At 74.5% G+C, this 23559-nt stretch carries 16 protein-coding genes, 1 tRNA gene and 3 pseudogenes; 8 read left to right on the top strand and 12 right to left on the bottom strand.

What is annotated here, in order from left to right:
• The 3 genes and pseudogenes from ACSHWO_RS08275 to ACSHWO_RS08265 all read right to left on the bottom strand — a co-directional run bounded on the left by ACSHWO_RS08275 (nt 1) and on the right by ACSHWO_RS08265 (nt 3998).
• Nucleotides 1-2583, bottom strand: a complete 2583-nt coding sequence (locus tag ACSHWO_RS08275) for a hypothetical protein (protein WP_438310827.1) — start codon at nt 2581-2583, stop codon at nt 1-3.
• 107 nt (nt 2584-2690) lie between these two features.
• A pseudogene (locus tag ACSHWO_RS08270) lies at nt 2691-2930 on the bottom strand (IS701 family transposase); the annotation flags it as partial.
• Between the two features lie 117 nt (nt 2931-3047).
• A complete protein-coding gene (locus ACSHWO_RS08265) occupies nt 3048-3998 on the bottom strand; it encodes an SDR family NAD(P)-dependent oxidoreductase (protein WP_438310825.1) in 951 nt (316 codons plus the stop codon).
• A gap of 244 nt (nt 3999-4242) precedes the next feature.
• Between ACSHWO_RS08265 and ACSHWO_RS08260 the strand changes: the two are divergent.
• A pseudogene (locus tag ACSHWO_RS08260) lies at nt 4243-4454 on the top strand (IS5/IS1182 family transposase); the annotation flags it as partial.
• A gap of 68 nt (nt 4455-4522) precedes the next feature.
• Here the strand turns inward: ACSHWO_RS08260 and ACSHWO_RS08255 are convergent.
• Nucleotides 4523-5287, bottom strand: a complete 765-nt coding sequence (locus tag ACSHWO_RS08255; protein WP_385805340.1) for a MerR family transcriptional regulator — start codon at nt 5285-5287, stop codon at nt 4523-4525.
• 270 nt (nt 5288-5557) lie between these two features.
• On the opposite strand from ACSHWO_RS08255, the gene ACSHWO_RS08250 reads away from it, so the two are divergent.
• Entirely contained in the window at nt 5558-7621 is a 2064-nt protein-coding gene (locus ACSHWO_RS08250) for a phosphocholine-specific phospholipase C (protein ID WP_438310823.1), read from the top strand.
• A gap of 161 nt (nt 7622-7782) precedes the next feature.
• The gene (locus ACSHWO_RS08245; RefSeq protein WP_438310821.1) at nt 7783-8556 is read left to right on the top strand and encodes an alpha/beta fold hydrolase; all 774 of its coding nucleotides are present in this window, start codon (nt 7783-7785) and stop codon (nt 8554-8556) included.
• Between the two features lie 54 nt (nt 8557-8610).
• Here the strand turns inward: ACSHWO_RS08245 and ACSHWO_RS08240 are convergent.
• Both ACSHWO_RS08240 and ACSHWO_RS08235 read right to left on the bottom strand, forming a co-directional pair.
• A tRNA-His gene (locus ACSHWO_RS08240) sits at nt 8611-8683 on the bottom strand.
• Between the two features lie 135 nt (nt 8684-8818).
• Nucleotides 8819-9604 (bottom strand): CTP synthase C-terminal region-related (seleno)protein, encoded by a 786-nt coding sequence (locus tag ACSHWO_RS08235; protein ID WP_438310819.1) that lies wholly within the window; start codon nt 9602-9604, stop codon nt 8819-8821.
• A gap of 77 nt (nt 9605-9681) precedes the next feature.
• Here ACSHWO_RS08235 and ACSHWO_RS08230 point away from each other — a divergent pair, with 77 nt between their 5' ends.
• Complete coding sequence (locus tag ACSHWO_RS08230; protein WP_438319011.1) at nt 9682-10539, top strand: LysR family transcriptional regulator; 858 nt, start codon at nt 9682-9684, stop codon at nt 10537-10539.
• 9 nt (nt 10540-10548) lie between these two features.
• Here the strand turns inward: ACSHWO_RS08230 and treZ are convergent, their stop codons facing one another.
• The gene (gene treZ / locus ACSHWO_RS08225) at nt 10549-12312 is read right to left on the bottom strand and encodes a malto-oligosyltrehalose trehalohydrolase (protein ID WP_385805336.1); all 1764 of its coding nucleotides are present in this window, start codon (nt 12310-12312) and stop codon (nt 10549-10551) included.
• A 120-nt stretch (nt 12313-12432) separates the two neighbouring features.
• Between treZ and ACSHWO_RS08220 the strand changes: the two genes are divergently transcribed.
• Entirely contained in the window at nt 12433-12993 is a 561-nt protein-coding gene (locus tag ACSHWO_RS08220) for a DUF1707 and FHA domain-containing protein (RefSeq protein WP_385805335.1), read from the top strand.
• A gap of 139 nt (nt 12994-13132) precedes the next feature.
• On the opposite strand, the gene ACSHWO_RS08215 is transcribed toward ACSHWO_RS08220, so the two are convergent.
• The 3 genes and pseudogenes from ACSHWO_RS08215 to treY all read right to left on the bottom strand — a co-directional run bounded on the left by ACSHWO_RS08215 (nt 13133) and on the right by treY (nt 17343).
• Nucleotides 13133-14437 (bottom strand): M14 family zinc carboxypeptidase, encoded by a 1305-nt coding sequence (locus ACSHWO_RS08215; protein WP_438310817.1) that lies wholly within the window; start codon nt 14435-14437, stop codon nt 13133-13135.
• A gap of 108 nt (nt 14438-14545) precedes the next feature.
• A pseudogene (locus ACSHWO_RS08210) lies at nt 14546-14859 on the bottom strand (dihydrolipoyl dehydrogenase); the annotation flags it as partial.
• An 87-nt stretch (nt 14860-14946) separates the two neighbouring features.
• Nucleotides 14947-17343, bottom strand: a complete 2397-nt coding sequence (treY, locus tag ACSHWO_RS08205; protein ID WP_438310815.1) for a malto-oligosyltrehalose synthase — start codon at nt 17341-17343, stop codon at nt 14947-14949.
• Between the two features lie 173 nt (nt 17344-17516).
• On the opposite strand from treY, the gene ACSHWO_RS08200 reads away from it, so the two are divergent.
• On the top strand, nt 17517-17768 hold the full coding sequence (locus ACSHWO_RS08200; protein ID WP_438310812.1) for a hypothetical protein: 252 nt from the start codon (nt 17517-17519) through the stop codon (nt 17766-17768).
• 28 nt (nt 17769-17796) lie between these two features.
• Here ACSHWO_RS08200 and glgX read toward each other — a convergent pair whose 3' ends face one another.
• A complete protein-coding gene (gene glgX, locus ACSHWO_RS08195) occupies nt 17797-19911 on the bottom strand; it encodes a glycogen debranching protein GlgX (protein WP_385805499.1) in 2115 nt (704 codons plus the stop codon).
• A 312-nt stretch (nt 19912-20223) separates the two neighbouring features.
• On the opposite strand from glgX, the gene ACSHWO_RS08190 reads away from it, so the two are divergent.
• Entirely contained in the window at nt 20224-21645 is a 1422-nt protein-coding gene (locus tag ACSHWO_RS08190; protein WP_438310810.1) for an SAV2148 family HEPN domain-containing protein, read from the top strand.
• A gap of 182 nt (nt 21646-21827) precedes the next feature.
• Nucleotides 21828-22541 carry an exonuclease domain-containing protein gene (locus ACSHWO_RS08185; RefSeq protein ID WP_361089666.1) on the top strand — a complete coding sequence of 238 codons (714 nt, stop codon included), beginning with the start codon at nt 21828-21830 and terminating at the stop codon, nt 22539-22541.
• An 8-nt stretch (nt 22542-22549) separates the two neighbouring features.
• Here ACSHWO_RS08185 and ACSHWO_RS08180 read toward each other — a convergent pair whose 3' ends face one another.
• Nucleotides 22550-23422, bottom strand: coding sequence for a phosphotransferase enzyme family protein (locus ACSHWO_RS08180; RefSeq protein WP_438319007.1), 873 nt, complete (start codon nt 23420-23422; stop codon nt 22550-22552).
• Nucleotides 23423-23559: the final 137 nt, after the last annotated feature.

Raw genomic sequence — 23559 nt, 5'->3', positions numbered from 1 at the left:
TCAGCGGACCACCAGGGAGGTGAGGGAGGGCTCGTCGAGCCGGACGGAGGCGGCACGGCCGCCGAGGAGGAAACCGCGTACGGCATACGGGCCGGCGGCGGGCGGGTGGGGGGCGATCTCGCGCTCCACGGTCCCGGCGGCGGCGAGCTCGCTGCCGGTGACGCGGCACAGTTCGGTGCCCTCGGCGGCCCGGTGGGGGCGGGCGGTGCCCCCTGCGGCGCCGGCCACGAGGACGAAGTCGGGCAGGCCGGCCCCGGGGTCGCCGCCGGGGGCGAGCAGGGTGACGCGGAGTACCGAGGGCCCGCGGCGCAGCATCCGCCGCTGCCCGGGCAGCACCTGGTAGGCGATGGCGACGTCGGCGGGCAGCAGCACCTGACCGGCGTCGCCGAAGGGGGCGGCCACCGTCGCGAGGGAGCTGCGGGGGGCGGCGTACGCGGTGATCCGGACCGCGCCGGGCCCGACCGGCAGCTCCAGTCCCTCGCGCAGGAAAACCGCCCGCACGACGGGGTGTTCGGAGGGTTCGCCGGAACGGCCGCCGGCCGCGGGGGCGGTCGCGACGACGACCCGGCCCGCGTCCTCGGGCCAGTCGAAGGTGATGCGGGCGCGGCCGGCGGTGGTCCGGTGGGCGGCGAGCCCGACCACGGGCTGCGGGGCCTCGACGGCGGTGCTCGGCCCGGCCAGGGCGCGTTCGCCGAGCACGGCCACGGCGCTGACGGTGGCCAGCGTGCCGGGCGGCGGGTCCGCGGCCCCGGACGCGTCCACCCAGGGAAGTGCCGGCGGCAGCGCGTCGGCGGCGAGCTCGGTCCCCTCGGCGGGGGCCGCGCCGGGCCACTGCACGATCCGTACGTCGGCCCCCGCACCCCCGGTCCAGTGGAGCCGCAGCCCGCCGCTGTCCCGGGCCCGCGCACCGAGGCCGACGACGGCCTCGGGCCACGCGTGCACGGTGACGTCCCGCTCGACCCCGACCGACGACACGTCCCCCCGGGCCCCGGCGTACCGCGCCCGGACCCGCACGGCGTACGGCCCTGCCGCGAGCCCGCCGACCCGAACCCCTTCGCTCCCGCCCCCGCCGGGATGCGCGCCGGGCGCTACGGGATCCGCTCCCGCGTCACCGGAGCCGTGGGCGGCGGGTGCGGTCGCCGCCGTGCGACCCGGCCGCGGGTTCCCGGAGGCTGCGCGGGCGGCCGTGGCGGGTGCGGCTGCAGTGAAGCCGGGTATCACGGGCCCGTGCGGCACGGTTCGGCCGTCGGGCCCGGTCACGGTCACCTCGACGCCGACGGCCCCGGCCGGGCGTAACCAGGAGGCCTCGATCCGGGCGCGCCCGTCGGCGAGGACCAGCTCTCCCACCTCCGGCGCGACCAGCAGCACCGCACTGACCAACGGCCCGACCTCGCCGACCTCCCCGACTTCCCCGGCCGCCTCGTCCGCCGGGGCGCCGACCCGTACCCGGGCCGGGGTACGGGAGCCGGATGCGCGGGCGGCGTCGGGGCCGACCCCGGCCGCGGCAGCGCTCCCGGCCGCCGCGCCGCCGGCCGTAGCGGTTCCGCGGGGGAGGGCCACGTAGCGGACCTCGCGGGTCAGGGGGGCGTGCGGGTCGGTGACCGGGCCGTCCGCCGGGTCGCCCGGGACCTCCGTCAGCGGGACGGTGAGCGGTTCGCCGCGGGTCAGCCTGACGACCCGCCAGGACGCCCCGGACAACCCACCGACCCCGGCCGCCTCAGAAGCCCCGGGGGGTTCGTCCTCGGCGGTCGGGAGGTGCCGGAGCTCGACCGCCCCCGTCGGGGCGAGGGCGGCCGTCAGGCGGCCGTGGGACGGGGTGTGGGTGCGGACCAGGCCGCGGACCGCGCGGGGGCAGTCCCAGGCCAGCCGTGCGGCCCGCCCGTAGCGGGCCGCGGCCCCCTCCCGGTCCCCGGCGTCCTCGCGGGCCCGGGCCTCCTCCAGCAGCGCGTCCGTGTCCCGCACCCGCGCGGCGATCCCTATGAGCCGGTCCGTCAGCAGCCGGTCCCCGCCCGCCGGCGGCAGTGCGGCCGCGCACAGGGCGGCGGCGCGGATCCGGCCCTGCGCCCACGCGTCCTCCAGGCCCTCGGCGGCGGCCCGCCCGGACGCGTCCAGCCGGGCCCGCCCGGCCGCGGCCTGCGCCAGGGCGGCCGCCTCCGCGGGGTCGATCCCGAGGGCGGCGGCCGTTTCGGGCCGGTTCCCGCGGGGGTCGTCGTGCAGCAGCTGCACCAGCTGGTAGAGCAGGATCCGGCGGAGCGCGGCGGGATCCCGTTCCTGTATCTCGGCGAGCCGTTCCACGAGGCCCGCGGTCGCGGGTCCGCCGCGCGCCGCGACCGGCCCCCGCAACACCGCCGCCCCCACGTGCCGCCGCCGGCCCGGGCCTTCGACGACGAAGACCCCGTCCAGGACGCGCAGCCGCCCGCCCGGCGGGACCAGTAACTCTCCCAAGTGGCCGAGGCCGAGCTCGTGTTGCGCGGTGGCGAGTTCCCCGTACCGCTCCACCAGCGGAGCCACCGGCAGGCCGGTGAGCGCGCGCGACAGTCCGAGGGCATGCCCGAAGCCGGTCCCCGTGCCCGTCCCCGTCATGCCCCGTGCCCCCTGCGCCATGTGTCCTGAAGGTCATTCCAGCAGATCCGGGCGCCCACCGGGAGGGCTTTGCGTTCTCCCGGCGTACGGCGTGGCCGCACGGATCGCCGGGAGAGAAAGTGCTGAAGCCGGTGCGGGCCCGGATGTCCCAGCGCCTCGGCGAGCGTCCGGCAGTTGCGCCGTTCCAGCTCCATCAGCATGGCCTGCGTCATCTGCCGTGCCAGCAGTCGCGAGTCGCGACGCGGGAAGCAGCAGTCCACCTCGGCCATCACCGATCCGAACACTGTCGCCCACACCTGCTCGGTTGCCGTGGCCTCCACGGCCACCTGGTCCTCGATCGTCCTCACAAACGTTCATGGTCACGGTGGCCGTTCCCGGGCCCGCCCCGCCGACCTGCACGAACGCAGTGACTGAACGCCACAGTTGACCAACCTGAGCACGCTTGCTGGTCAGCGCCCCTGGGGCTATCCGGGGATAGTGCCGAGATCGACGCCGGTCAGGACACGGCTGGCGTCCCACAACCGCGCCGCTACGGAGGTGTCGGTGAGGTGGTTCCACGCCCGTTCACGTTGGGGCTTGCCGCGCAGGCCGAAGATGCGCGGTCCCCACAGCTGCCCTCCGCGCACGGTGGGGTCCAGCACCGCTCGGACCGCGGGCCATGCGCCGGCGTGCTTGCCCTGGACAAGGATGGCGGCTGGTGCACCGCGCAGCCGCGCACCAGCGGTCCGCACATGGACGGGCGGCCGTGACGGGGTCAGGGAGTCCAGCGCGCCGCCGGGATGGACCACCACGCTTGCCACCGTGCTGTCGACGGCGCGCAGACGGCGGTCCAGTTCGAGGCCGAAGTACATCTGCGCCAGCTTGGAGCGTCCGTAGGTGCGCTTGGGCCGGTAGTCCTTCAGGGACTGCAGGTCGTCGAGGTCGAGCCGCCCGGACTTCGCCGCGAAGCTGCCCATGGTCACGATGCGGGCCGCAGGTGCGGCCGACAGCAGCGGCATCAGCCAGCGGGTCAGCGCGTAGTGCCCGAGGTGGTTCGTGCCGAACACGAGCTCGTGACCGTCCCCGGTCTCCCGGCGCGGCGGGGCGTCGAGCGCGACGCCGGCGTTGTGGACCACCGCGTCGAGGTGTTCCACACCCAGTGATTCCACCGCCACTCTGAGCGACGAGAGGTCGGCGAGGTCCAGCCGTACGGCCCGCACCCGCGCGCCAGGGACACGCGAGCGGATCGAGGCCGTGGCGACTTCGGCCTTCGCGGGATTCCGGCTGCCCAGTACGACAGTGGCTCCGGTTGCGGACAACTGCTCGGCTACGAAGTACCCGATGCCGGCGTTGCCGCCGGTGACCAGGAAGACGCTGCCACCGGCACGCGGCAGCCGTTGCGCATCCCAGGGCGGGGTGGAGTACGTGGACGACATGGCGGCGGGGCTCCCCTGCTGTTGAAGGCGGCTGCGACTGCCCGGTCGACACCCACGGTTCCAGCGGCCCCCGACACATCGCCTACGGATCGCCGACAGCCTCGCCGGACAGCCGACATCCTGCCGAGGCGGTGCTGGGCGGTGCCGGCCCGTCGCGTCAGCGATCAAGACGTACAGTTACCGTTTCAGAGCCTGTCCGACGGGTCACGGGACCGGCGATGGACGAGACCGTTCCGGCTGCTGTGGGGTGGGGCGACCTTGTGACCGCAGCGGGCTCGGTCGGAGCCGTACCCCCGCCGGGGGCGGCTGCAGGCCCCCGGCGGCGCCGATCACGCCGGCGCGGTGGGGCGACGCACCTCAGTTGGGATGCCGGTCCTTGAGCGCGTCCGCGCACCACGGCCGGGTGGCGGTCGCCCGCGCACCCGGCCTGATCACCACAGCGGCGACGAGGCGTACTGACCGCCGCAGCCGTTCGCCTCTGGCTGCGCTCATCGCCCGCCCGGACCCCTCACGGTGACATGCGGTCAGCTCAGGCGGGCATCGGCGTAGACGGTCATCGCATCGCGCTGGTAGACGGCGAGACCGTCGGCGATCCTGTCGAAGTTGGCCCGCATCCGCGGGTCGTCGACATAGGTCTGGCCCACTCCCTTGTACGCGGCTGCGGTCGGGGTCCAGAACCGGCAGATGCCCTGGTAGTTGGCGTCCACCTCGGCCTGTACCGCGGGGTCGGACACCGGTGTGCCGGCCACCATGAACTCCGCCATACGGATCATCTGCGCCGTCACCTCACGCTGCCAGCGCTCCGTGTCCTCGGCGGTCATCGCCTCGACGGCCTGCCGGGACTGCTCCCAGGCCTGCGGCCACCGCTCCCGGACCTCGGCCTCGGCCTCCGAGGACGGCTGGAACCCCTCGAACAGGTTCTCCGGCTTGTTGATCTTCGTCATGTGGCTCTTGTCCTCACCTTCTTCCAGTTCGGCGATGGTGCGGCCGACCGTACGGGCCAGCGTCTCCAGCCGGTCCCGTTCCGCGAGCAGGCGTTGGCGGTGCTCACGGAGCACGGCCACCTGGTCGAGCCGGCTGTCCAGGACCGCCTGGATCTCGCGCAGCCCCAGGTCCAGTTCCCGCATCAGCAGAATCTGCTGCAACCGCAGCAGATCTGCCTCCTCGTAGTAGCGGTGCCCGTTGCTCCCGATCCATGCTGGCGGCAGCAGGCCGATCTCGTCGTAATGCCGCAGCGTCCGCGATGTCACCTTGGACATCCGCGCCACCTCCGCGATCGACCAGGCCATTGCCCGTGCCTCCCTCGCCGGGCCGGTCTCTCCGGCCACACGCATGACCGTAGAAGTTGCCGCAGCGGAAGGCGCAAGCCCGAAGCCCTGCCGGACGGGCACCCGGCCCTGACCCGTGGGGGTTTGCGTTCTCCCGGCGTACGGCGGGGCGTCACGGATTGCTCTCCGTCCGGTACCCCGGGGCCGCTGTTCTTGGGTCGCCCCTCGGTTCCCCGTCACCGCTCCCGGTCCCGGTCCCCGTCCCCCTCACCCGTAGAGGTCGTCATCCCCATGGCTGAACTCAACCGCCGCAGGTTCCTCCAGATCGCCGGCGGCACCGCCGCCCTGGCGATGCTGAACGAGAGCATCGCACGGGCGGCCGCCATCCCGGCGCAGGGCACCACCGGCACCCTCCAGGACATCGAGCACATCGTCGTGCTCATGCAGGAGAACCGTTCCTTCGACCACTACTTCGGCACCATGAAGGGCGTCCGCGGTTTCGGCGACCCGCGCCCGGTCGTGCAGGACAACGGCAAGTCCGTCTTCCACCAGTCCAACGGCACGAAGGACGTCCTCCCCTTCCACCCGGACGTGCCGGACCTCGGCATGCAGTTCCTGGAGGGCCTGAACCACGACTGGGCCGGCGGCCACCAGGCCTACAACAACGGCAAGTACGACAAGTGGGTCCCGGCGAAGACCGCCACCACCATGGCGTACATGACGCGGAACGACATCCCGTTCCACTACGCCCTGGCCGACGCGTTCACCGTGTGCGACGCCTACCACTGCTCCTTCATCGGCGCCACCGACCCGAACCGCTACTACCTGTGGACGGGCTACACGGGCAACGACGGCACCGGCGGCGGCCCCGTCCTCGGCAACCAGGAGGCCGGCTACGGCTGGAAGACCTACCCCGAGCGCCTGGAGGCGGCCGGGATCTCGTGGAAGGTGTACCAGGACGTCGGCGACGGCCTGAACGCGGCGGGCTCCTGGGGCTGGATCGACGACGCCTTCCGCGGCAACTACGGCGACAACTCCCTCCTCTACTTCAACTCCTTCCGCAACGCCCAGCCCGGCAGCCCCCTGTACGAGAAGGCCCGCACCGGCACCGACGCCAAGGCGGGCGAAGGCTACTTCGACCGGCTGCGCGCGGACGTGGTGAACGGCACCCTCCCGCAGGTCTCCTGGATCGCGGCCCCCGAGGCGTTCAGCGAGCACGCGAACTGGCCGACGAACTTCGGGGCCTGGTACATCTCCAAGGTCCTGGACGCGCTGACCGCGAACCCGGCGGTCTGGGCGAAGACCGCCCTGTTCATCACGTACGACGAGAACGACGGCTTCTTCGACCACGTCGTCCCGCCGTACCCGCCGGCGTCCTCCGCGTGGGGCCTGTCCACGGCCGACGTCAGGGGGGACCTGTACGCGGGCGGCGGGGGCTACGCGGCCGGACCGTACGGCCTCGGCCCGCGCGTCCCGATGATCGTGGTCTCGCCGTGGAGCAAGGGCGGCTACGTCTGCTCCGAGACCTTCGACCACACCTCGGTGATCCGTTTCATGGAGAAGCGGTTCGGCGTGCAGGAGCCCAACATCTCGCCTTGGCGCCGCGCCGTGTGCGGTGACCTGACGTCGGCCTTCGACTTCACCCGGGCCGACTCCGCGCCCGCCGCGCTCCCGTCGACGGCCGGGTACGTGCCGGCGGACAAGAACCGCCACCCCTCCTACCACCCCGTCCCGCCGGCGGCCGGCGCCCTGCCGCGGCAGGAGTCCGGCGCCAAGCCGACCCGTGCCCTGGGCTACGCCCCGTACGTGGACGGCCGGGCCACCGTCTCCACCGGCAAGTTCACCCTGACCTTCGCGTCCGGCCCCACCCTCGGCGCCCACTTCCACAGCACCTCGGGCAACCGCACGGACGGGCCGTGGCCGTACACGGTGGAGGCGGGCAGGACCCTGTCCGACACCTGGTCGACGAGCGGCTCCACCGGCAACACGATCGACCTCACGGTCTGGGGCCCCAACGGGTTCCTGCGGACGTGGAAGGGCCCGGCGAAGAGGACCGGCCCCGAGGTGACGGCCCGCCACGACGCCGCCACCGGCAACCTGGACCTGACCCTGACCAACTCCGGCACGGCCGCCGTCGACCTCACGGTGGCCAACGCCTACGACGGCGCGGCGACCCGCACCCTCCGGCTCGCGGTCGGCGCGACCGTCACCCACACGGTGGACCTGCAGGCCTCGTCCCGCTGGTACGACGTCACGGTCGTCTCGGACCGCGAGGCCACGTTCCTGCGCCGCTTCGCGGGCCACGTGGAGACGGGCGCACCGGGCGTCTCCGACCCGGCGCTCAGGACCGTCTGACCCGGCCCGGCGCACCGCGCGGCAGCCGCCGCTCCAGGACCTGCCGGTCCCGGGGAGGCGGCTGCCGGCGTGCGACGGGGGCGGAGCGGTATGGGCGCGGGCCCGGTGGGCAGTACGTACGGCGTCGGATTCCGCCACCTCCGTCACAGAGGGAGAACGCATTGGCCATCGCCCACCGCAGGATCGGCACCGGACCGCTGCGCGCCATCGTGCTGCACGACTGGTTCGGCACCTCCGCCAACTGGGGTTCCGTGCTGGACTTCTTCGACCCGGAGGGCTTCTCGTACGCCTTCCCGGACTACCGCGGCTACGGCGACCGCCGGGACGTCCCCGGCCGCTACAACCTCGCCGAGATCGCCGATGACGTCCTCGCCCTCGCCGACGAGCTCGGCTGGGCCACCTTCTCCCTCATCGGCCACTCCATGGGCGGCAAGGCCGTCCAGCAGGTCCTGGCCCGCGCCCCCGAGCGGGTCGAGAAGCTGATCGGCGTCAACCCGGTCCCGGCGGGCCCGTACGAGATGGACGACGCCACCCACGCCCTCTTCCACGGCGCGGCCGCCAGCCCGGAGAACCGGCGGGTCATCCTCGACCTGGTCACCGGCCACCGCGCGAGCCGGCACTGGCTGGAGCGGATGGTCGCGCACTCGGTCGCCGTCTCCCGCCCCGAGGCCTTCGCCGCGTACCTGTCGAGCTGGCAGTCGCTGGACCTGTCGGCGGCGGTGAAGGGCAGCACCGTCCCGGTGCTGGTCCTCGCGGGCGAGTACGACCTGGCGCTGAGCCCCGAGGTGATGCACGCCACCTGGCAGGTCACGTACCCGAACTGTCGGGTCCTCCCGCTCCCCGGGGCCGGCCACTACCCGCCGCACGAGACGCCGGTGGCCTTCGTCACAGCGGTCGAGGAGTTCCTCCGCTCCGACCGTGAAGGCAGGGAGTAGCGGAAACGCCCGCAGGGGCACGAGGAAGAACCTCGTGCCCCTGCGGTACGGAAGGGTGAGTGACGGGACTCGAACCCGCGGCCACCTGGACCACAACCAGGTGCTCTACCAACTGAGCTACACCCACCACGACGGGCGGCGGACCGCCCGTTCGATGTGCACGCACAGCATAGCCGATCAGACGGGGGGTCCTGCGACGCGATATCCGGCCGGGCCGGGAGCCCGCGCCCCGCGCGCGGCCCCGGGCCCGCCGGGCGCGCGGCTACGCGGTCGGCGCGGCGGCGGCGTGCGCGACGGCCGCGGCGGCGAGCGCCCTCACGATCGGGTGCGGCCGGCTGCCGTCGCCGTGCAGCTCCGGCTGGAACAGCGTGGCCAGGAAGAACGGGTGGCCCGGCAGCTCCGCGATCCGCGGCTGTCCGTCCTCGTCGTGCCCCGACAGGCGCAGGCCGTGGGCGGTGAGCGCCGGCAGGTGCCGGGGCGCGGGCCCGTAGTTGCAGTGGTAGCGCTCGGTGGTCCGCTCCGCGCCGAGCACGGACTCGGCGAGCGAGCCGGACTCCACCCGGACGACCCCCTCGTGCCCGACGAGCGAACAGGCCAGCGGGCCGATGAGGAGGTCCTCGGCGCCGGGGTCGTTCTCGGCGTGCGCGACGTCGGACAGCCCGCAGACCGTGCGGGCGTACTCCAGCAGGGCGTGCTGGAAGCCGCCGCAGGTCCCGAGGAACGCAATGCCCTCCTCACGCGCCACCCGGATCGCCGCCAGCGCCCCGGCCTCGCTGGCGTACGGGCTGCCGGGCAGCACCCAGACGGCGTCGAAGCGGGCCAGGGCCCCGGACGCGGCCTCGGCCTCCGCCTCGGCGGTGGAGATCCAGTACGCGTCCAGGACCAGCCCGTCTCGGGAGGCGAGGGCGTCGAGGAGGAGCGGGATCCGGGTGTGGGAGGTCACGTGCGGGGAGCGGTCGCCGACGAGGGCGATCCGGGCGACGGGGGTGACGCCGGTGGTGTCGGTGGTCGTGTCGGTGGAGGTGCCGCGGGTGGCGTTGCTGGTCATGACGATCATCCTGGGGGCGACCCCCACTTCAGCACCAACGATTGTTCCTGGTTGCTCCATAAGCAAAGCTGATGACCATGGATCCGCACCTCCTGCGCACCTTCGTCACCGTGGCCCGGTTGGCCTCCTTCTCCGCCGCCGCCCGCGAGCTGGGCTACACCCAGTCCGCCGTGTCCCAGCACGTCGCCGCCCTGGAGGGCGACCTCCGCACCGAGCTGCTCACCCGCCGGCCCGTCGCCCCCACCCCCGCCGGGCTGCGGCTGCTGGAGCACGCCGCACCGCTGCTGCTGCGGCTCGACGCGGCCCGGGCCGACGTGCTCCGGCTGGCCGCGGCCCCACCCGGCCGGGTCACCCTCGCCGTCTCGCCGCTCGCCGTCGGGCCGAGGCTGCTGGCCGCCCTGCCGGCCACCGGGGTCGAGCTGCGGGTCGTACCGCCCGACCAGGTGCCGGCCGCCGTCGCCACCGGCGGCTGCGACCTCGGGCTCGTCGACGGCCTCGCCGCCGCCAGCGACCCGCTGCGGCTGCCCGACGTGGCCCCGCTGACCGTCACCGGCGTCGGGGAGGAGCCGCTCGCCGTCCTCCTCCCGGCCAGGCACCCCCTGGCCGGGCGGGCCGCCCTCCGCCTGGACGACCTCGCCGACGCCCGCTGGCTCGACGCCCCGCACGCCGGCCTCGCACCGCCCGCCGCCGTCCGCACCGCCCCGGCCCTGCGCTACGACGGCACCGACCTGTACGCCCTGTGCGCCCTGGCCGCCGCCGGGCACGGCCTGGTCCTGCTGCCCCGCCGGGTCGCCGTGACCGCCGTGACCGCCGCGGCCGGGGTGGCCGTACCCCTGGCCGACCCCCGCCTCGTCCACCGCACGGAACTCCTCACCCCCCGTACGCCCACGCCCGCGGCCGCCGCCCTGGCCGCCCGGCTCGCCGCCCCGAACTGACCGGCGAGACTACGGCGCCAGCAGGACCGCCGACTCGGCCGGGACGTGGACGCGGCCCTCCGGGTCCGGGGGATCGACGGCGGCCCAGGAGGCCAGCACCCGGACGCCGTTGCGGCCCAGGGCGACCACCGCCGGCTCGGGGGCGAGGTTCACCACCACCCGTACGTCGCCCCGCCGGAAGGTGATCCAGCGCCGCTCCTCGTCGTACGCCACGCGCACCGAGGCCAGGTCCGGGTCCCGAAGGTCCGGGTGGCCGCGGCGCAGCCCGACCAGGGTCCGGTACCAGGCCAGCAGGCGCGCGTGCGGGTCGCGTTCGGGCTCCGCCCAGTCCAGGCAGGACCGGTCCCGGGTGGCCGGGTCCTGCGGGTCCGGGACCTCACCGGCCCGCCAGCCGTGGGCCGTGAACTCCCGCCGCCGGCCGGTGCGGACCGCCTCCGCGAGCTCCGGGTCGGGATGGTCGGTGAAGTACTGCCACGGAGTGCCGGCCCCCCACTCCTCGCCCATGAACAGCATCGGCACGAACGGCCCGGCCAGCACCAGCGCCGCCGCGCACGCCAGCAGCCCGGGGGAGACGGACGCGGCGAGCCGGTCGCCCTGCGCCCGGTTGCCGATCTGGTCGTGGGTCTGGCTGTAGCCGAGGAACCGGTGCGCGGGGGTGCGGCGGCGGTCCACCGGCCGGCCGTGGGTGCGGCCCCGGAACGCCGACCAGGTCCCGTCGTGGAAGAACGCCCGGGTCAGGGTCTTCGCCACGGCCGCGAGCGGCGCCTCGGCGAAGTCGGCGTAGTACGCCTGGGATTCGCCGGTCAGCGCCGCGTGCACGGCGTGGTGGAAGTCGTCGTTCCACTGAGCGTGCAGGCCCTGCCCGCCCTCCGTGCGCGGGGCGGTGGTCCGCGGGTCGCACCGGTCGGACTCGGCGATCAGGAACAGCGGCCGGCCGGTCTCGGCGGCGAGCGCGTCCACCGCCGCCGACAGCTCCTCCAGGAAGGTCAGCGCCCGCCCGTCGGCCAGTGCGTGCACCGCGTCCAGGCGCAGCCCGTCGATGCGGTAGTCGCGCAGCCAGGCGAGCGCACTGCCGGTGAAGTACGCGCGGACCTCGTCCGAGCCGGGCGCGTCCAGGTTCACCGCCGCACCCCAGGGCGTGTGGTGGGTGTCCGTGAAGTACGGGCCGAAGGCGGTGAGGTGGTTGCCGGAAGGCCCGAGGTGGTTGTGGACCACGTCCAGCACCACCCCGAGGCCGGCCGCGTGCGCCGCGTCCACGAACCGGGCGAGCCCCGCGGGGCCGCCGTACGGCTCGTGCACCGCCCACGGCGCGACCCCGTCGTACCCCCAGCCGTGCCGGCCGGGGAACGGGCAGACCGGCATCAGCTCGACGTGCGTGACGCCGAGCGCGACCAGGTGGCCGAGGCGGGCGGCGGCCGCGTCGAAGGTGCCCTCCGGGGTGAACGTCCCCACGTGCAGCTCGTACAGGACCGCGTCCTGCAGCCGGATGCCGGGCGCCGGCGCCCCGGGCGCCAGGGATGCGACGTCCACGACGGCCGAGGGGCCGTCCGGCCCGTCCGGAAGCCGCCGCCCCCGCGGATCGGGCCGTACGGTCGGGTCGTCGCCCAGCAGGAACCCGTACCGGTCCCCGTCGGCGGCCGGGGCGGCGACGGCCCACCAGCCGTCCCGGTCCGGGTCGCGCTCCATGTCGTACACGGCCCAGGCCTCGGCCCCGGCGTGCGCGAGCCGCAGGGCGACCCGGTCTGTCTGCGGTGCCCACACCTCGAAATGCACGGGCGGCTCCCTCGTCTGCGGCGGTACCGGAACGTGAGCTTTGCCATGTGTCGTACCCATCATCGCCGGTGGCCGGAGCGCTTCTGGACACTCCGGCCCTGACGGGCCGACAATCACCCTGTGACGTCGAGTTTCGAGTTCCCCGCCTACCCCGCGCCGCGCCTCTCCGATGCTGAGCGCGACCTCGCCCTGGGCAAGCTCCGCGAGGGAGCCGCCCTCGGCAAGCTGTCGCACGACACCTTCCTGCGCCGGATGGAGCTCGCCCTCGTCGCCCGTCGCCCGGAGGAACTCGCCGTCCTCGTCGCCGACCTCGACGGGCGGGACAAGGAAGCCGCCTGGACGCGCCGCCTGTTCGGCTGGGTGGGTCGGGTCTCGGCCCTGTCCGCCGGGGTCCGGCGCGCCTGGCACGCGGAACGGCTGCCGAAGCTGCTGCTCCCGCACCCGGGCGCGCAGCCCCTGCGGATCGGCCGCGACCCGGGCAACGGGCTCCGCCTCACCGACGAGACCGTCTCCCGGGTCCACGCCGAACTCGGCATGCGCGACGGGATGTGGGTCCTGACCGACCTCGGCTCCTCGAACGGCACCACCGTCAACGGCCGCAGGGTGACCGGCTCCATCGTGGTCCGGGACGGCGACCAGGTCGGTTTCGGCCGCATGTCCTTCCGCCTGTCGACGGTCTAGCCCCTTCCGGCGGGCGGGGAAGGGGCGGCGCGCGCCTGCCCCGCCTCGTCGAGCTGATCGGCCGGATCGAGCCCGTGGGGCCCGTGGGGCCCCTGCGTGGGGCCGTCGGACCCGTACGGCCCGTCGGCCGGCGCCGGCGTCAGGGGGAGGCGCGTTCGGCGTCGGCGAGGCGGGTGTACGCGGCGAGGACGGTGCGCGTCTGGTGCTCCACCTGGTCGGCGACCGGGACCCGGCGGGCGTGGAACCGGGTGGCGAACTCCGCGCACCAGCCGGTGACGAGCCGGTCCAGGCCGGGCGCGGCCGGGTGGTCCTGGGCGTGCAGCACCCGCAGCAGCATCGCGGCCGCGCGCAGGGACAGCCGCCGCCCGAAGGCGTCGATGCTGGCGATGCGGGCGGTCGAGGCCTCGGCGGGGGCTCCGGCGCCCGTCCACTCGGCGGTGATACCGGGGATCAGGCCGAGCGTCCAGTCGACGGCGCGCAGCAGCGGGGCGGCGTCCGGGGCCGCGCCCGGCAGCGCGTCCGCGGCCCGGTCCCGCACCGCGGAGACGAGCGCTGCGTCCCCGGCGAGCCGGTCCGCGAGGAGCCGCAGCGCACCGCGCGGGTCGGGGTGCGGGGCCGGGTCGTCCACCAGGTCGGAGGCCCACATCGGGACTTCCACGATGGCGGTGGTGCCGGCGTAGCGGTGGGTGCGGTACCAGGTGCTGAGCCGGATGTCCTCGGGGTGGAACGCCCCGGCCGCATCGTGCCCGTGCGGGGGCATCACGAAGATCCCGGGCCCGGGGGAGGGCCAGCCGACCGCGTCCGAGGCCCCGGTCTCCACGGGGATCCGCAGTTCGGCGGCCGACTTGGCGAACGGCTCGGCGAGCCCGGGTATGTTCCGCGTGACCTGCACCCAGGAACCGCCGAGGTCGGTGCCGTGCAGGGAGACCTGGAGCATCGGCCGCAGCTTGTCGATGAGGCCGGTCAGCGCCCGCGTTTCCGGCGGCAGCCGGTCCGGGGGCAGTAAGGACGGCGCCCACTCGGGCTGCTCGGGGCCGGGCGGCCGGTAGAAGTTCCGGTGGTAGTCGAGCAGGGAGTCCGGGCGCGGGGCCCGGTGCAGGGCGGCGCCGTCGGGATCGGCGCACAGGAGGAAGTGCCAGGTGCGGTCGGCGGCCTCCGGCGGCGTCCCGGGCCGCCCGGCCGGGGCGAGGCGGCGGGCCAGGGCGAGGGCGGTGGCGCCGCCGACGGGCTCGTTGGCGTGCGCGCCGGCCACCACGAGCACGCAGCGGTCCTGCGGCCGGCCGCCGTCCGCGGCGGCCACGGACAGCAGCCAGAGGGGTTCCCCGCCCCGGGAACTCCCGACCTGGCGCAGCCGGATCCGGCGGGGGTGTTCGTCCGCCAGAGCGCGGGCGGCCAGCGCGAGTTCGTGCGGTGTGGGGTAGCGCAAATCGCGGAGGTGGGTCACGTCTGATGCAATGCCCGCCGCGCACGCCCCCTACTGCTCCGCGCGCCCCACACTTCCCGATATCCCCTGGCCAAAGCCTCCCCCGCGGGGGAGGCATCCCGCCGTCCACCGCTGGTGCAGGCCGCGGCCGGCCAGCGTCAGGAACACCTCGCCCACCGCCTCCGACAGCGTCGGGTGGGCGTGGACGTGGCGGGCCACGTCGGACGGATCCGCGTCCCAGCCCACGACCAGCTGGCTCTCCGCGGTCATCTCCGACACGTGCGGCCCCACCAGGTGCACGCCCAGCACCTGCCCGCCCCGCTCCGCGACCACCTTCACCCTCCCGCCCTGCCCGTGCACCAATCCCCTTGCCGACGGCCGGCAGCGGCATCGAAGCCCACCACCACGTCGTACGCCAGGCCGCGGGCCTTCGCCTCCGTCAGCTGCTGTCCTTCGACCCGCCGTGGCACCGGCCCCTCGCCGTCTTCTCCCGCGTCCCGCTCACGGGCGCGGCGGAGGCCTTCGCCGGCCTACTGGCCGTCCCGCCCCGGGCCGCTCCCGCCGGGTCCGCCGCTCCCGCCGCCCCCGTCGTCCCGTAGGAGGACCGCCACCGGCCGGGCCGCCAGCAGCTCCGCCAGCCCCACCCCGCCCTCGTACGGGCCCTGCGGCGGCGCCGTGCCGGCCGCGGGCGGCAGGACGGGCCGCCACCGCCCCGGCGGCAGCGGCAGGACGGTGCCGCGCCAGCCCCCCGACCGGGCCAGCCGGAGCGAGAGCCGGGTCGCCACCGCGACCAGGCCGCCCGGCCGGACGAAGGCCAGGCAGTGCCCGGCGGACGGGCCGCGGGCGGCCAGCGCCGCGTACCCGGTGAACACCCCCGGTCGGTCCCGGCGCAGCCGCAGCAGGGCGGCCGTCAGCGCGAGCTTCTCCTCCGCCACCCCCTGGGGCGCGGCCCCCGCATCGAGCCGGGCCAGAGCCTCGCGGGGGAACAGCGCCGCGCGCCGGTTGTCCGGGTCCACCAGCGCCCGGTACTCCGTCTCGGCGCCCTGGTAGACCTCCGGGACCCCGGGCATCGCCAGGTGCAGCAGCGCCATCCCCAGCAGGTTGGCGCGGGCCGCCTCCGCGAGGGCCCGCGGGAGCTCCGCCCCACCGGCTCCCGCGGAGGCGTACCGGGCGACCGAGGCCTCGTACGCCGGGTCCTGCTCGGTCCAACTGGTGCGCAGGGCGGCCTCCCGGACGGCCTTGAGCAGCGCCGCCCCGAGCCGCTGCGCGCGGTCCGGGACCTCGCCGAGGCCGTACGCCGTCTGCCGCGCCACCCAGGCCAGCTGGGGGTCGTCCCCCGGGGTGGCCGCACCGGCCCCGGCCGGGTCCATCGCCTCCGGCGCCTGCGACAGGGCCGCGATCCGGGCCCGGACGTCCGCACTGCGCTTGGTGTCGTGGGTGGACAGCACCGTTCCGGAGCCCGGCCAGTCCTGATCGAGGGCGGCGCAGTACGCGTGGAACCCGTCCGGGTCCACCGCGGGCCGCCCGGGATCCCCGCCGACCTCCGTCGCCGACAGCAGCGGGGCGTACCGGTAGAAGGCCCGGTCCTCCAGCGCCTTGGCGCGCAGTGCCGCCGAGGTCTGCGCGAAGCGCGCCGCGAACGCCGAATCCCCCCGCAGGAGGTCCCGTACGCCGTCCGCCGCCCGCGCGCCGGCCCGTCGGGCGGCCTCCGCCAGGGCCCCCGCATCCGGCTCCCCGTCCCCGGGGTACGGCCGGTAGACGGGGTAGGCGATCAGCGCCTCGCGCACGGCCGGCGCCGCCTCCGGCCCGGCCGCCCGCTCCAGCGCCCCCAGCTCGGCCGCCAGGTCGCCGGTCAGAACCTCCCGGGCGCAGGCGCGGGCCGTCTCCTCCCAGCCGGGCAGCCCCGTGGACTCCCGGTAGCGGCGGTCCAGTTCGGCGGCGCCCGCCGGGTCGACGAACACCCCGTCCACCCGCCGCAGCGCGTCGTACCCGGTGGTCCCGGCCACCGGCCAGCCGGCCGGCAGCCGCTCCTGCCCGGCCAGGATCTTCTCCACCACCACCCAGCAGCCGTCCCCGACGGCCGTGCGCAGCCGCCGCAGGTACGCCGCGGGGTCCGCGAGCCCGTCCACGTGGTCGATCCGCAGTCCGGCGGCGACGCCGTCGCGCACCAGCTCCAGTACCTTCGCGTGCGTCGCCGCGAACACCTCCGGGTCCTCCACCCGGACCCCGATGAGCTGCGCGATCGTGAAGAAACGGCGGTAGTTGAGCCCAGTGCGGGCCTCCCGCCAGCACGCCGGCCGGTACCACTGGGCGGCCAGCAGCTCGGGCAGCGGCAGCCCCTCCGAACCGGCGCGCAGCGGGAACTCCCAGTCGTCGCCGACCCGCAGCAGCCCCGCGTCGGCCGTGCACGCGGCCGGGTCGAGGGGCTCCCCGAGCACCGGCAGCAGCAGCTGCCCGCCGCCGGCCTCCCAGTCGATGTCGAACCAGCGGGCGTACGGAGAGCGCGGCCCCTCCCGCAGGACCTCCCACAGGGGCCGGTTCAGCCGCAGCGGGGAGGGCACCGCCATGTGGTTCGGCACGATGTCCAGCACCAGCCGGAGCCCGTGCTCCCCGGCCGTTGCGGCCAGCCCGCGCAGCCCGCGCTCGCCGCCGAGCTCCTCCCGCACCCGGGAGTGGTCGGTGACGTCGTAGCCGTGGGCCGAGCCGGGAACCGCTTCCAGGACGGGGGACAGGTGCAGGTGGGAGACCCCGAGCGAGGCGAGGTGCGGAACGGTCTTCTCGGCGGCGGCGAAGGGGAACTCCGGGCACAGCTGAAGGCGATACGTCGACGAGGGCGACGGGGGCGACGAGGGTGACGAAGACGTCGCCCGGGCGACGGCTGTCGGAACGTCAGATTCTGTTGTGAGGTGAGTATGACGCCGGCTCATGAGAACGTACGTACCCTCCTCACCGGATTCCGTGCCCTGACCCAATGCATTCGGGTGACTGCGCCGGGTCAGCGTCTCCCGAGTGGTTGGAACCGTCGCTACCTATCGAAGAGGCGTCGCCCCGACCGGGCCCTCCTCCGCTCGTCTCCTTTCTCGCCCGGCAGCCCGTCGCCATGACGCAGTTCGGGAACGTGCTGCTGGTCGTCTCGGGGCGGCTCGCCGAGGCGTACGGGCCCGGTGGCGCCTTCGCGGTCGCCGTCGGCGCGGCCGCGGCGGCCCTGCTGCTCGCCCTCACCACCCGCGTTCCGGCCGCCCGCGGGCATTCCGCCGGCCGGGCCTTCATCCCGGCCCGGCAGACCGCGCCACCACAGGCGGTGGCCGCTCGGGCCGAGGCGCCGCGGGAGGTCGCACCGCGCTCCGTCTGACCGAGGCGCCGCCGCCCGGTCCCATCCGTCACGCAGGCCTTTGGAGCACCACCAGGGAGCGTCCCGCCAGCGTCACCCGGTCCCCGGCCGCGAACTGCGGCCCGGTGCCGGGTGGCAGCACCTCCGGCCGCGCCGTGTCCACCACGAGCCGCCACTGCGCACCGTGGCCGGCCGGCAGCGCGAACTCCTGCGACTCCGCGCCCGCGTTGAACATCAGCACGAACGAGTCGTCGACGATCCGCTCCCCGCGCGCCCCCGGTTCGGAGATGGCCTCCCCGTTCAGGAACACCGTCAGCGCCCGCGCGTGCTGCGCCTGCCAGTCGCGGGCCCGCATCGGCTCCCCGTACGGGGTGAACCAGGCGATGTCCGACAGCTCGTCGTGGGTTCCCTCGACCGGCCGCCCGTGGAAGAAGCGGCGCCGCCGGAAGACCGGGTGGTCCCGGCGCAGCCACACCATCCGGCGGGTGAACTCCAGCAGCGGGGGCACCTGTTTGCCAGGTTCCGGCCACTCCAGCCACGACAGCTCGTTGTCCTGGCAGTACGCGTTGTTGTTGCCGTTCTGGCTGCGGGCGAACTCGTCGCCGTGGCTGAGCATCGGCACCCCCTGCGACAGCATCAGGGTGGCGACGAAGTTGCGCATCTGCCGCTCCCGCAGCTGGAGGACCTCCGGATCGTCGGTGGGGCCCTCCACCCCGCAGTTCCAGGACCGGTTGTGGGGCTCGCCGTCCCGGTTTCCCTCCCGGTTCGCCTCGTTGTGCTTCTCGTCGTACGAGACGAGGTCGTGCAGCGTGAAACCGTCGTGGCAGGTGTGGAAGTTGATGGAGGCGAGGGGGCGCCGGCCGTCGTCCTGGTAGAGGTCCGAGGAGCCGGTCAGCCGGCTCGCGAAGTCCGCGAGCGTCTTCGGCTGCCCGCGCCACAGGTCCCGCACCGTGTCCCGGTACTTGCCGTTCCACTCGGTCCACAGCGGCGGGAAGTTCCCCACCTGGTAGCCGCCCTCGCCCAGGTCCCAGGGCTCCGCGATCAGCTTCACCTGGCTGACCACCGGGTCCTGCTGGACCAGATCGAAGAACGACGACAGCCGGTCCACCTCGTGGAACTGTCGGGCGAGCGTGGCCGCCAGGTCGAAGCGGAACCCGTCCACGTGCATCTCGGTGACCCAGTAGCGCAACGAGTCCATGATGAGCTGCAGGACGTGCGGGGAGCGCATGAGCAGCGAGTTCCCGGTCCCGGTGGTGTCCATGTAGTGCCGCGGATCGTCCGCCAGCCGGTAGTACGAGGCGTTGTCGAGCCCCCGGAAGGACAGCGTCGGGCCCAGGTGGTTGCCCTCGGCGGTGTGGTTGTAGACCACGTCCAGGATCACCTCGATCCCGGCCTCGTGCAGGGCCCGGACCGCCGACTTGAACTCCAGCACCTGCTGGCCGCGGTCGCCCGAGGCGTAGCCGTTGTGCGGGGCGAAGTAGCCGATCGTGTTGTAGCCCCAGTAGTTGGTCAGCCCGTCGTCGACCAGCCGGTGGTCGTGCACGTACTGGTGCACCGGCATCAGCTCCAGCGCGGTCACGCCCAGCTTCGTCAGGTGCCCGATGACCGCAGGGTGCGCGAGGGCCCCGTACGTGCCGCGCAGCTCCTCCGGGAGCTCGGGGTGACGCATGGTCAGCCCCTTGACGTGCGCCTCGTACAGCACCGTCCGGTGGTACTCGTGGCGCGGCGGGCGGTCGTTGGCCCAGTCGAAGTACGGGTTCACCACGACCGAACTCATCGTCCGCGGGGCCGAGTCGAGGTCGTTGCGCGAGTCGGGCCGGCCGAAGTGGTAGCCGTACACCTCCTCGCCCCAGTCGATGTCCCCGGCGATCGCCCGTGCGTACGGGTCGAGGAGCAGTTTGGCCGGATTGCAGCGCTGCCCGCGCTCCGGCTCGTACGGCCCGTGGACCCGGAAGCCGTACCGCTGGCCCGGCATCACGCCCGGTAGGTAGGCGTGCCGGACGAAGGCATCGGTTTCGCGTAGTTCCACGGCCGTCTCGGAGCCGTCATCGTGGAGCAGACACAGCTCGATGCGGCGTGCGGCCTCGGAGTAGACCGCGAAATTGGTGCCTGCGCCGTCGTAGGTGGCACCGAGCGGATACGCGTGTCCCGGCCAGACCTGCATGGACAACGACTCTTCTCCCGTCTTCCCCTCGGCGTCGGGCGGCCCGTCCGCGGCGCTTGGGCCGCCGATCCGTGCCATGGGCAGGATCTTCCCCGAAAGAGGGGCTGTACGCGGGGACTTGGGATACTCCTGCCGGGTGACCCGGTGTGGCGATATGCGGGTCAGCGGACTGTGTGCGCATCCGATAATGGGTCAACAGATCACCTGTGTACGGTCCATCGGGTCGCATCGGGCTGCACCGGGCGCCGACCTCGGAGTACCCTTCCGTGATCACTGGAGACGGGCGTCCAGAACGCAGAAGGCGGTGCACGGGTGAGCTCGGGAGGGCTGGAGCTTCCCCCTGGTGACGGCGGTCACGAGGGTGGCTCGGCGGACGCCCCAGGAGGCGCACCCGGCGGTGCCTCCGGCGGGGTGCCGGAAGGGGCCGGGGGCGGCGGGATCGGGGGGCCTGGCGGGTCCGGGGGAATCGGGGGCTCCGGGGGGCCCGGGGGATCTGGGGGAACCGGAGTACCCGGTGGGTCCGGAGTGCCCGCAGGTTCCGGCACGGTACCCGGCGGGACGGTGTCCCTGGCGGTGCCGGAGGCGCCCGGGACGGTACGGGCCGGCGCCGAGCTGGACTGGGGCGCGGACGCCTGGACCGAGGTGCGCACCCGGGCGCAGCGCGCGGGCCGCGCGTACATCTGGCTGAATCTGATCGAACAGCGGCTGCGGTCGGTGGTCGGCGCGGTCCTGCGCCCGATCTACGAACCCGTCCACGGCGAGGACGACTGGGTCGTCGCCGCCGCCGGACCCGCCGGACAGGAATGGGTGCAGCGGGCCGTCGCGGTCCGCGAGGTCAGCCGCCGCAAGGGGTACCTCCTCGACCCCGCCGACGACAACGTCCTCAGCTTCCTGACGCTGCCCCAGCTGCGCGAGCTCATGGTCCAGCACTGGCCCTGCTTCGAACCGTACTTCGACGACCGGCGCGAGATCGAGCTCGCCCTCGACGAGCTCGAAGTCACGCGGAACGTGGTCTCCCGCAACCGCGCCCTGTCCCGGCCCGTGCTGGAACAGGCCGAGCGCGCCTCGGCCCGGCTGCTGGAGGTGCTGGGAGGGGGAGCCGGCTCCCCGTCGGCGGACCGGCTGCCGATCGACGCCGTCGAGGACCTGGTGGGCGACCGGTACGCCGACGTGGTCTCCGTCCACCCCGACCGGGTCCGGCTCCAACGGCAGCTCCCCGCCGAGGACCTCTTCGGCGGGGCGCGGCGGCTCGACGCCATCGGGATAGGGCTCAACCTGCTCGTGCAGAACTACTCCGGCCGAAGACTCGTCCGGCTCACCGAAGCCGGCTGCCGGGTCCGGCTGCTGTTCCTCAACCCGGCCAGCAGCGCCGTCAAGCGCCGCGAACGGGAGCTCGGGCTGCGCAAGGGCGAGCTGAGCCGCTCGGTCGAGATGAACATCCTCCACGTCCGGCGGGTCCGGGCCGGGCTGCGGGACCCCTCGCGGTTCGAGATCCACGTCTTCGACGAGACCCCCCGCTTCACCGCCTACCTGGTGGAGGGGGAGAACTCGGGCATCGCGGTCGTCCAGTCGTACCTGCGCCGGGCGCGCGGCATGGAGGCCCCGGTGCTGGTCCTCCGGGGCGGCGGGGCGCGGGCCGCCGCAGCCTCGCCGCGTGATGTGGAACACGGACTTTTCCCCACGTACCGGGAGGAATTCGAGTCCATCTGGCAGGACTCCCGCCCGGTGTCGTGACTGTCAGTGGGTCGTGGCAGGCTGAAAGTCGTTGGCCGGGGGATGTGCGCCGGTCGACGGCTCATGGCTGACGGCTGGCCTATGGCCGACTAGTGGTGCCGGGAACCGAGGACTTGCGGCCCGGACGGTACGGGGGAGGGGCGCGTGATGGGGGACCGGCACGCCGGAGCGGGGGGTACGCGATGACCTGGATCAGCGGGCCCTTGGTGGCGTTCGACCTGGAGACCACGGGTACGGACGTCGAGAACGATCGCATCGTCACCGCGGCCCTCGTCCGGCTGGAGCCGGACGGGGTGGTCTCGGCGGAGCGGACGTGGCTGCTCGATCCGGGGGTGGCGATACCCGAGCAGGCCTCCGCCATCCACGGCATCTCCACGGACCACGCCCGCGAGCACGGGATCCCGGCCCCGTCCGGGGTCGAGGAGATCGCTCGGGACGTCGCCGAGGTCCTGCGCTCGGGGACGCCGCTCGTGGTGATGAACGCGCGCTACGACCTGTCCCTGCTGGACCGGGAGTGCCGGCGGTACGGGCTGGAGTCGATCGGGGAGCGACTCGGCGGCGAGCCCTCGCCGGTCATCGACCCCCTGGTCATCGACAAGCACGTCGACCGGTACCGCAAGGGCAAGCGCGCCCTGCACGCGCTGTGCGCGCACTACGGCGTCTCGCTCGACGACGCGCACGACGCGCGGGCGGACGCCGTGGCCGCCGCCCGCGTGGTGCGCCGCATGGCCGAGAGGCACCGACCCGTCGGGGCGATGGCCCTGACCGACCTGCACGACCTCCAGGTCCGCGCGGCGGCGGCGCAGTCCGCGTCCCTGCAGGCCTACCTGCGGCGGACCACGGACCCGGCGGCGGTCGTCGAGCCGTCCTGGCCGCTCATACCGCGGAGCCGGTAGGTCTCGGACTAGAAGGCGTGCCAGCGCAGTTCCGTGTCGCCCTCGCGGAGGGATGTCACCCGGCGCCGGAACTCGGTCAGGGCCTGCGGGTTGGTGGGGGCGTGCTGGGCGACCCAGGCGCAGCTCGCGGTCTCGCGGGCGCCGCGCAGGACGGCGCAGCCCTCCCAGTCGCGCACGTCCCATCCGTAGGCGGTCGCGAACGCGTCGTACGACGCGGCGGGCAGGCCGTACCGGTCCCGGGACAGGGCCATGACGACCAGGTCGTGCTCCCGCAGGTCCGTCGAGACGGTCTCCAGGTCCACCAGGACCGGACCGTCGGGGCCGACGTGCACGTTGCGGGGGAGCGCGTCGCCGTGGATGGGGCCGGGCGGCAGGTGCGGGGTGAGGGCGGCGACCTGGTCGGCGTAGCCGTCGCGCCGGGCCCGTAGGTACGCGGCGTCCGCCGGGTCGACGGCGTCGCCGGCCAGCCGCAGCCATCGCTCCACCCCGCCCAGCAGGTCGCGCGCGGGCAGCGCGACCTGCGGCGCCGGCAGTGCGTGGATGCGGCGCAGCAGCACCGCCAGGTCCTCCGGTCCGGCGGGCCGGACCGCGTCCGGCAGCCGGTGCCACACCGTCACCGGATGCCCGTCCACCAGGCGCGGTTCCGGCTCGGCGGCCCGCACCGCCGGGATACCGGCCTGCTCCAGCCAGAGCGCCACGGCGAGTTCCCGCTCGGCCCGCGGGAGGAGGGTGTCCTCCCGGCCGACCTTGACGACGAGGTCGGCGATGGCGAACACCGCGTTCTCGCCGAGAGAGAGGAGGGTGGCGGTGGCGGACGGTTCTCCGGGCGGTCGGGTGAACCCTGCGGTCGCCAGTACGTCTCTGGCCCGGGCCTCGTCCATGGGGGTCACGGCCTTCTTCCGGATGGGGTGGTGGGGTGGGTGCCTTGAGGCGTTCAGTCTCGCACTGGGGGGAGGGTGCGCCGGTCACGCCCAGGGTGCGCGGGGGCTCGCCCGCTTTCCGCGGGAACACCACATCA

The sequence above is a fragment of the Streptomyces pallidus (ex Mingjun et al. 2026) genome (assembly GCF_051550185.1).
Lineage (GTDB): Bacteria > Actinomycetota > Actinomycetes > Streptomycetales > Streptomycetaceae > Streptomyces.
The sequence above is the reverse complement of the archived record's forward strand: the minus strand, read 5'-3'. Positions and strand labels throughout refer to the sequence as shown.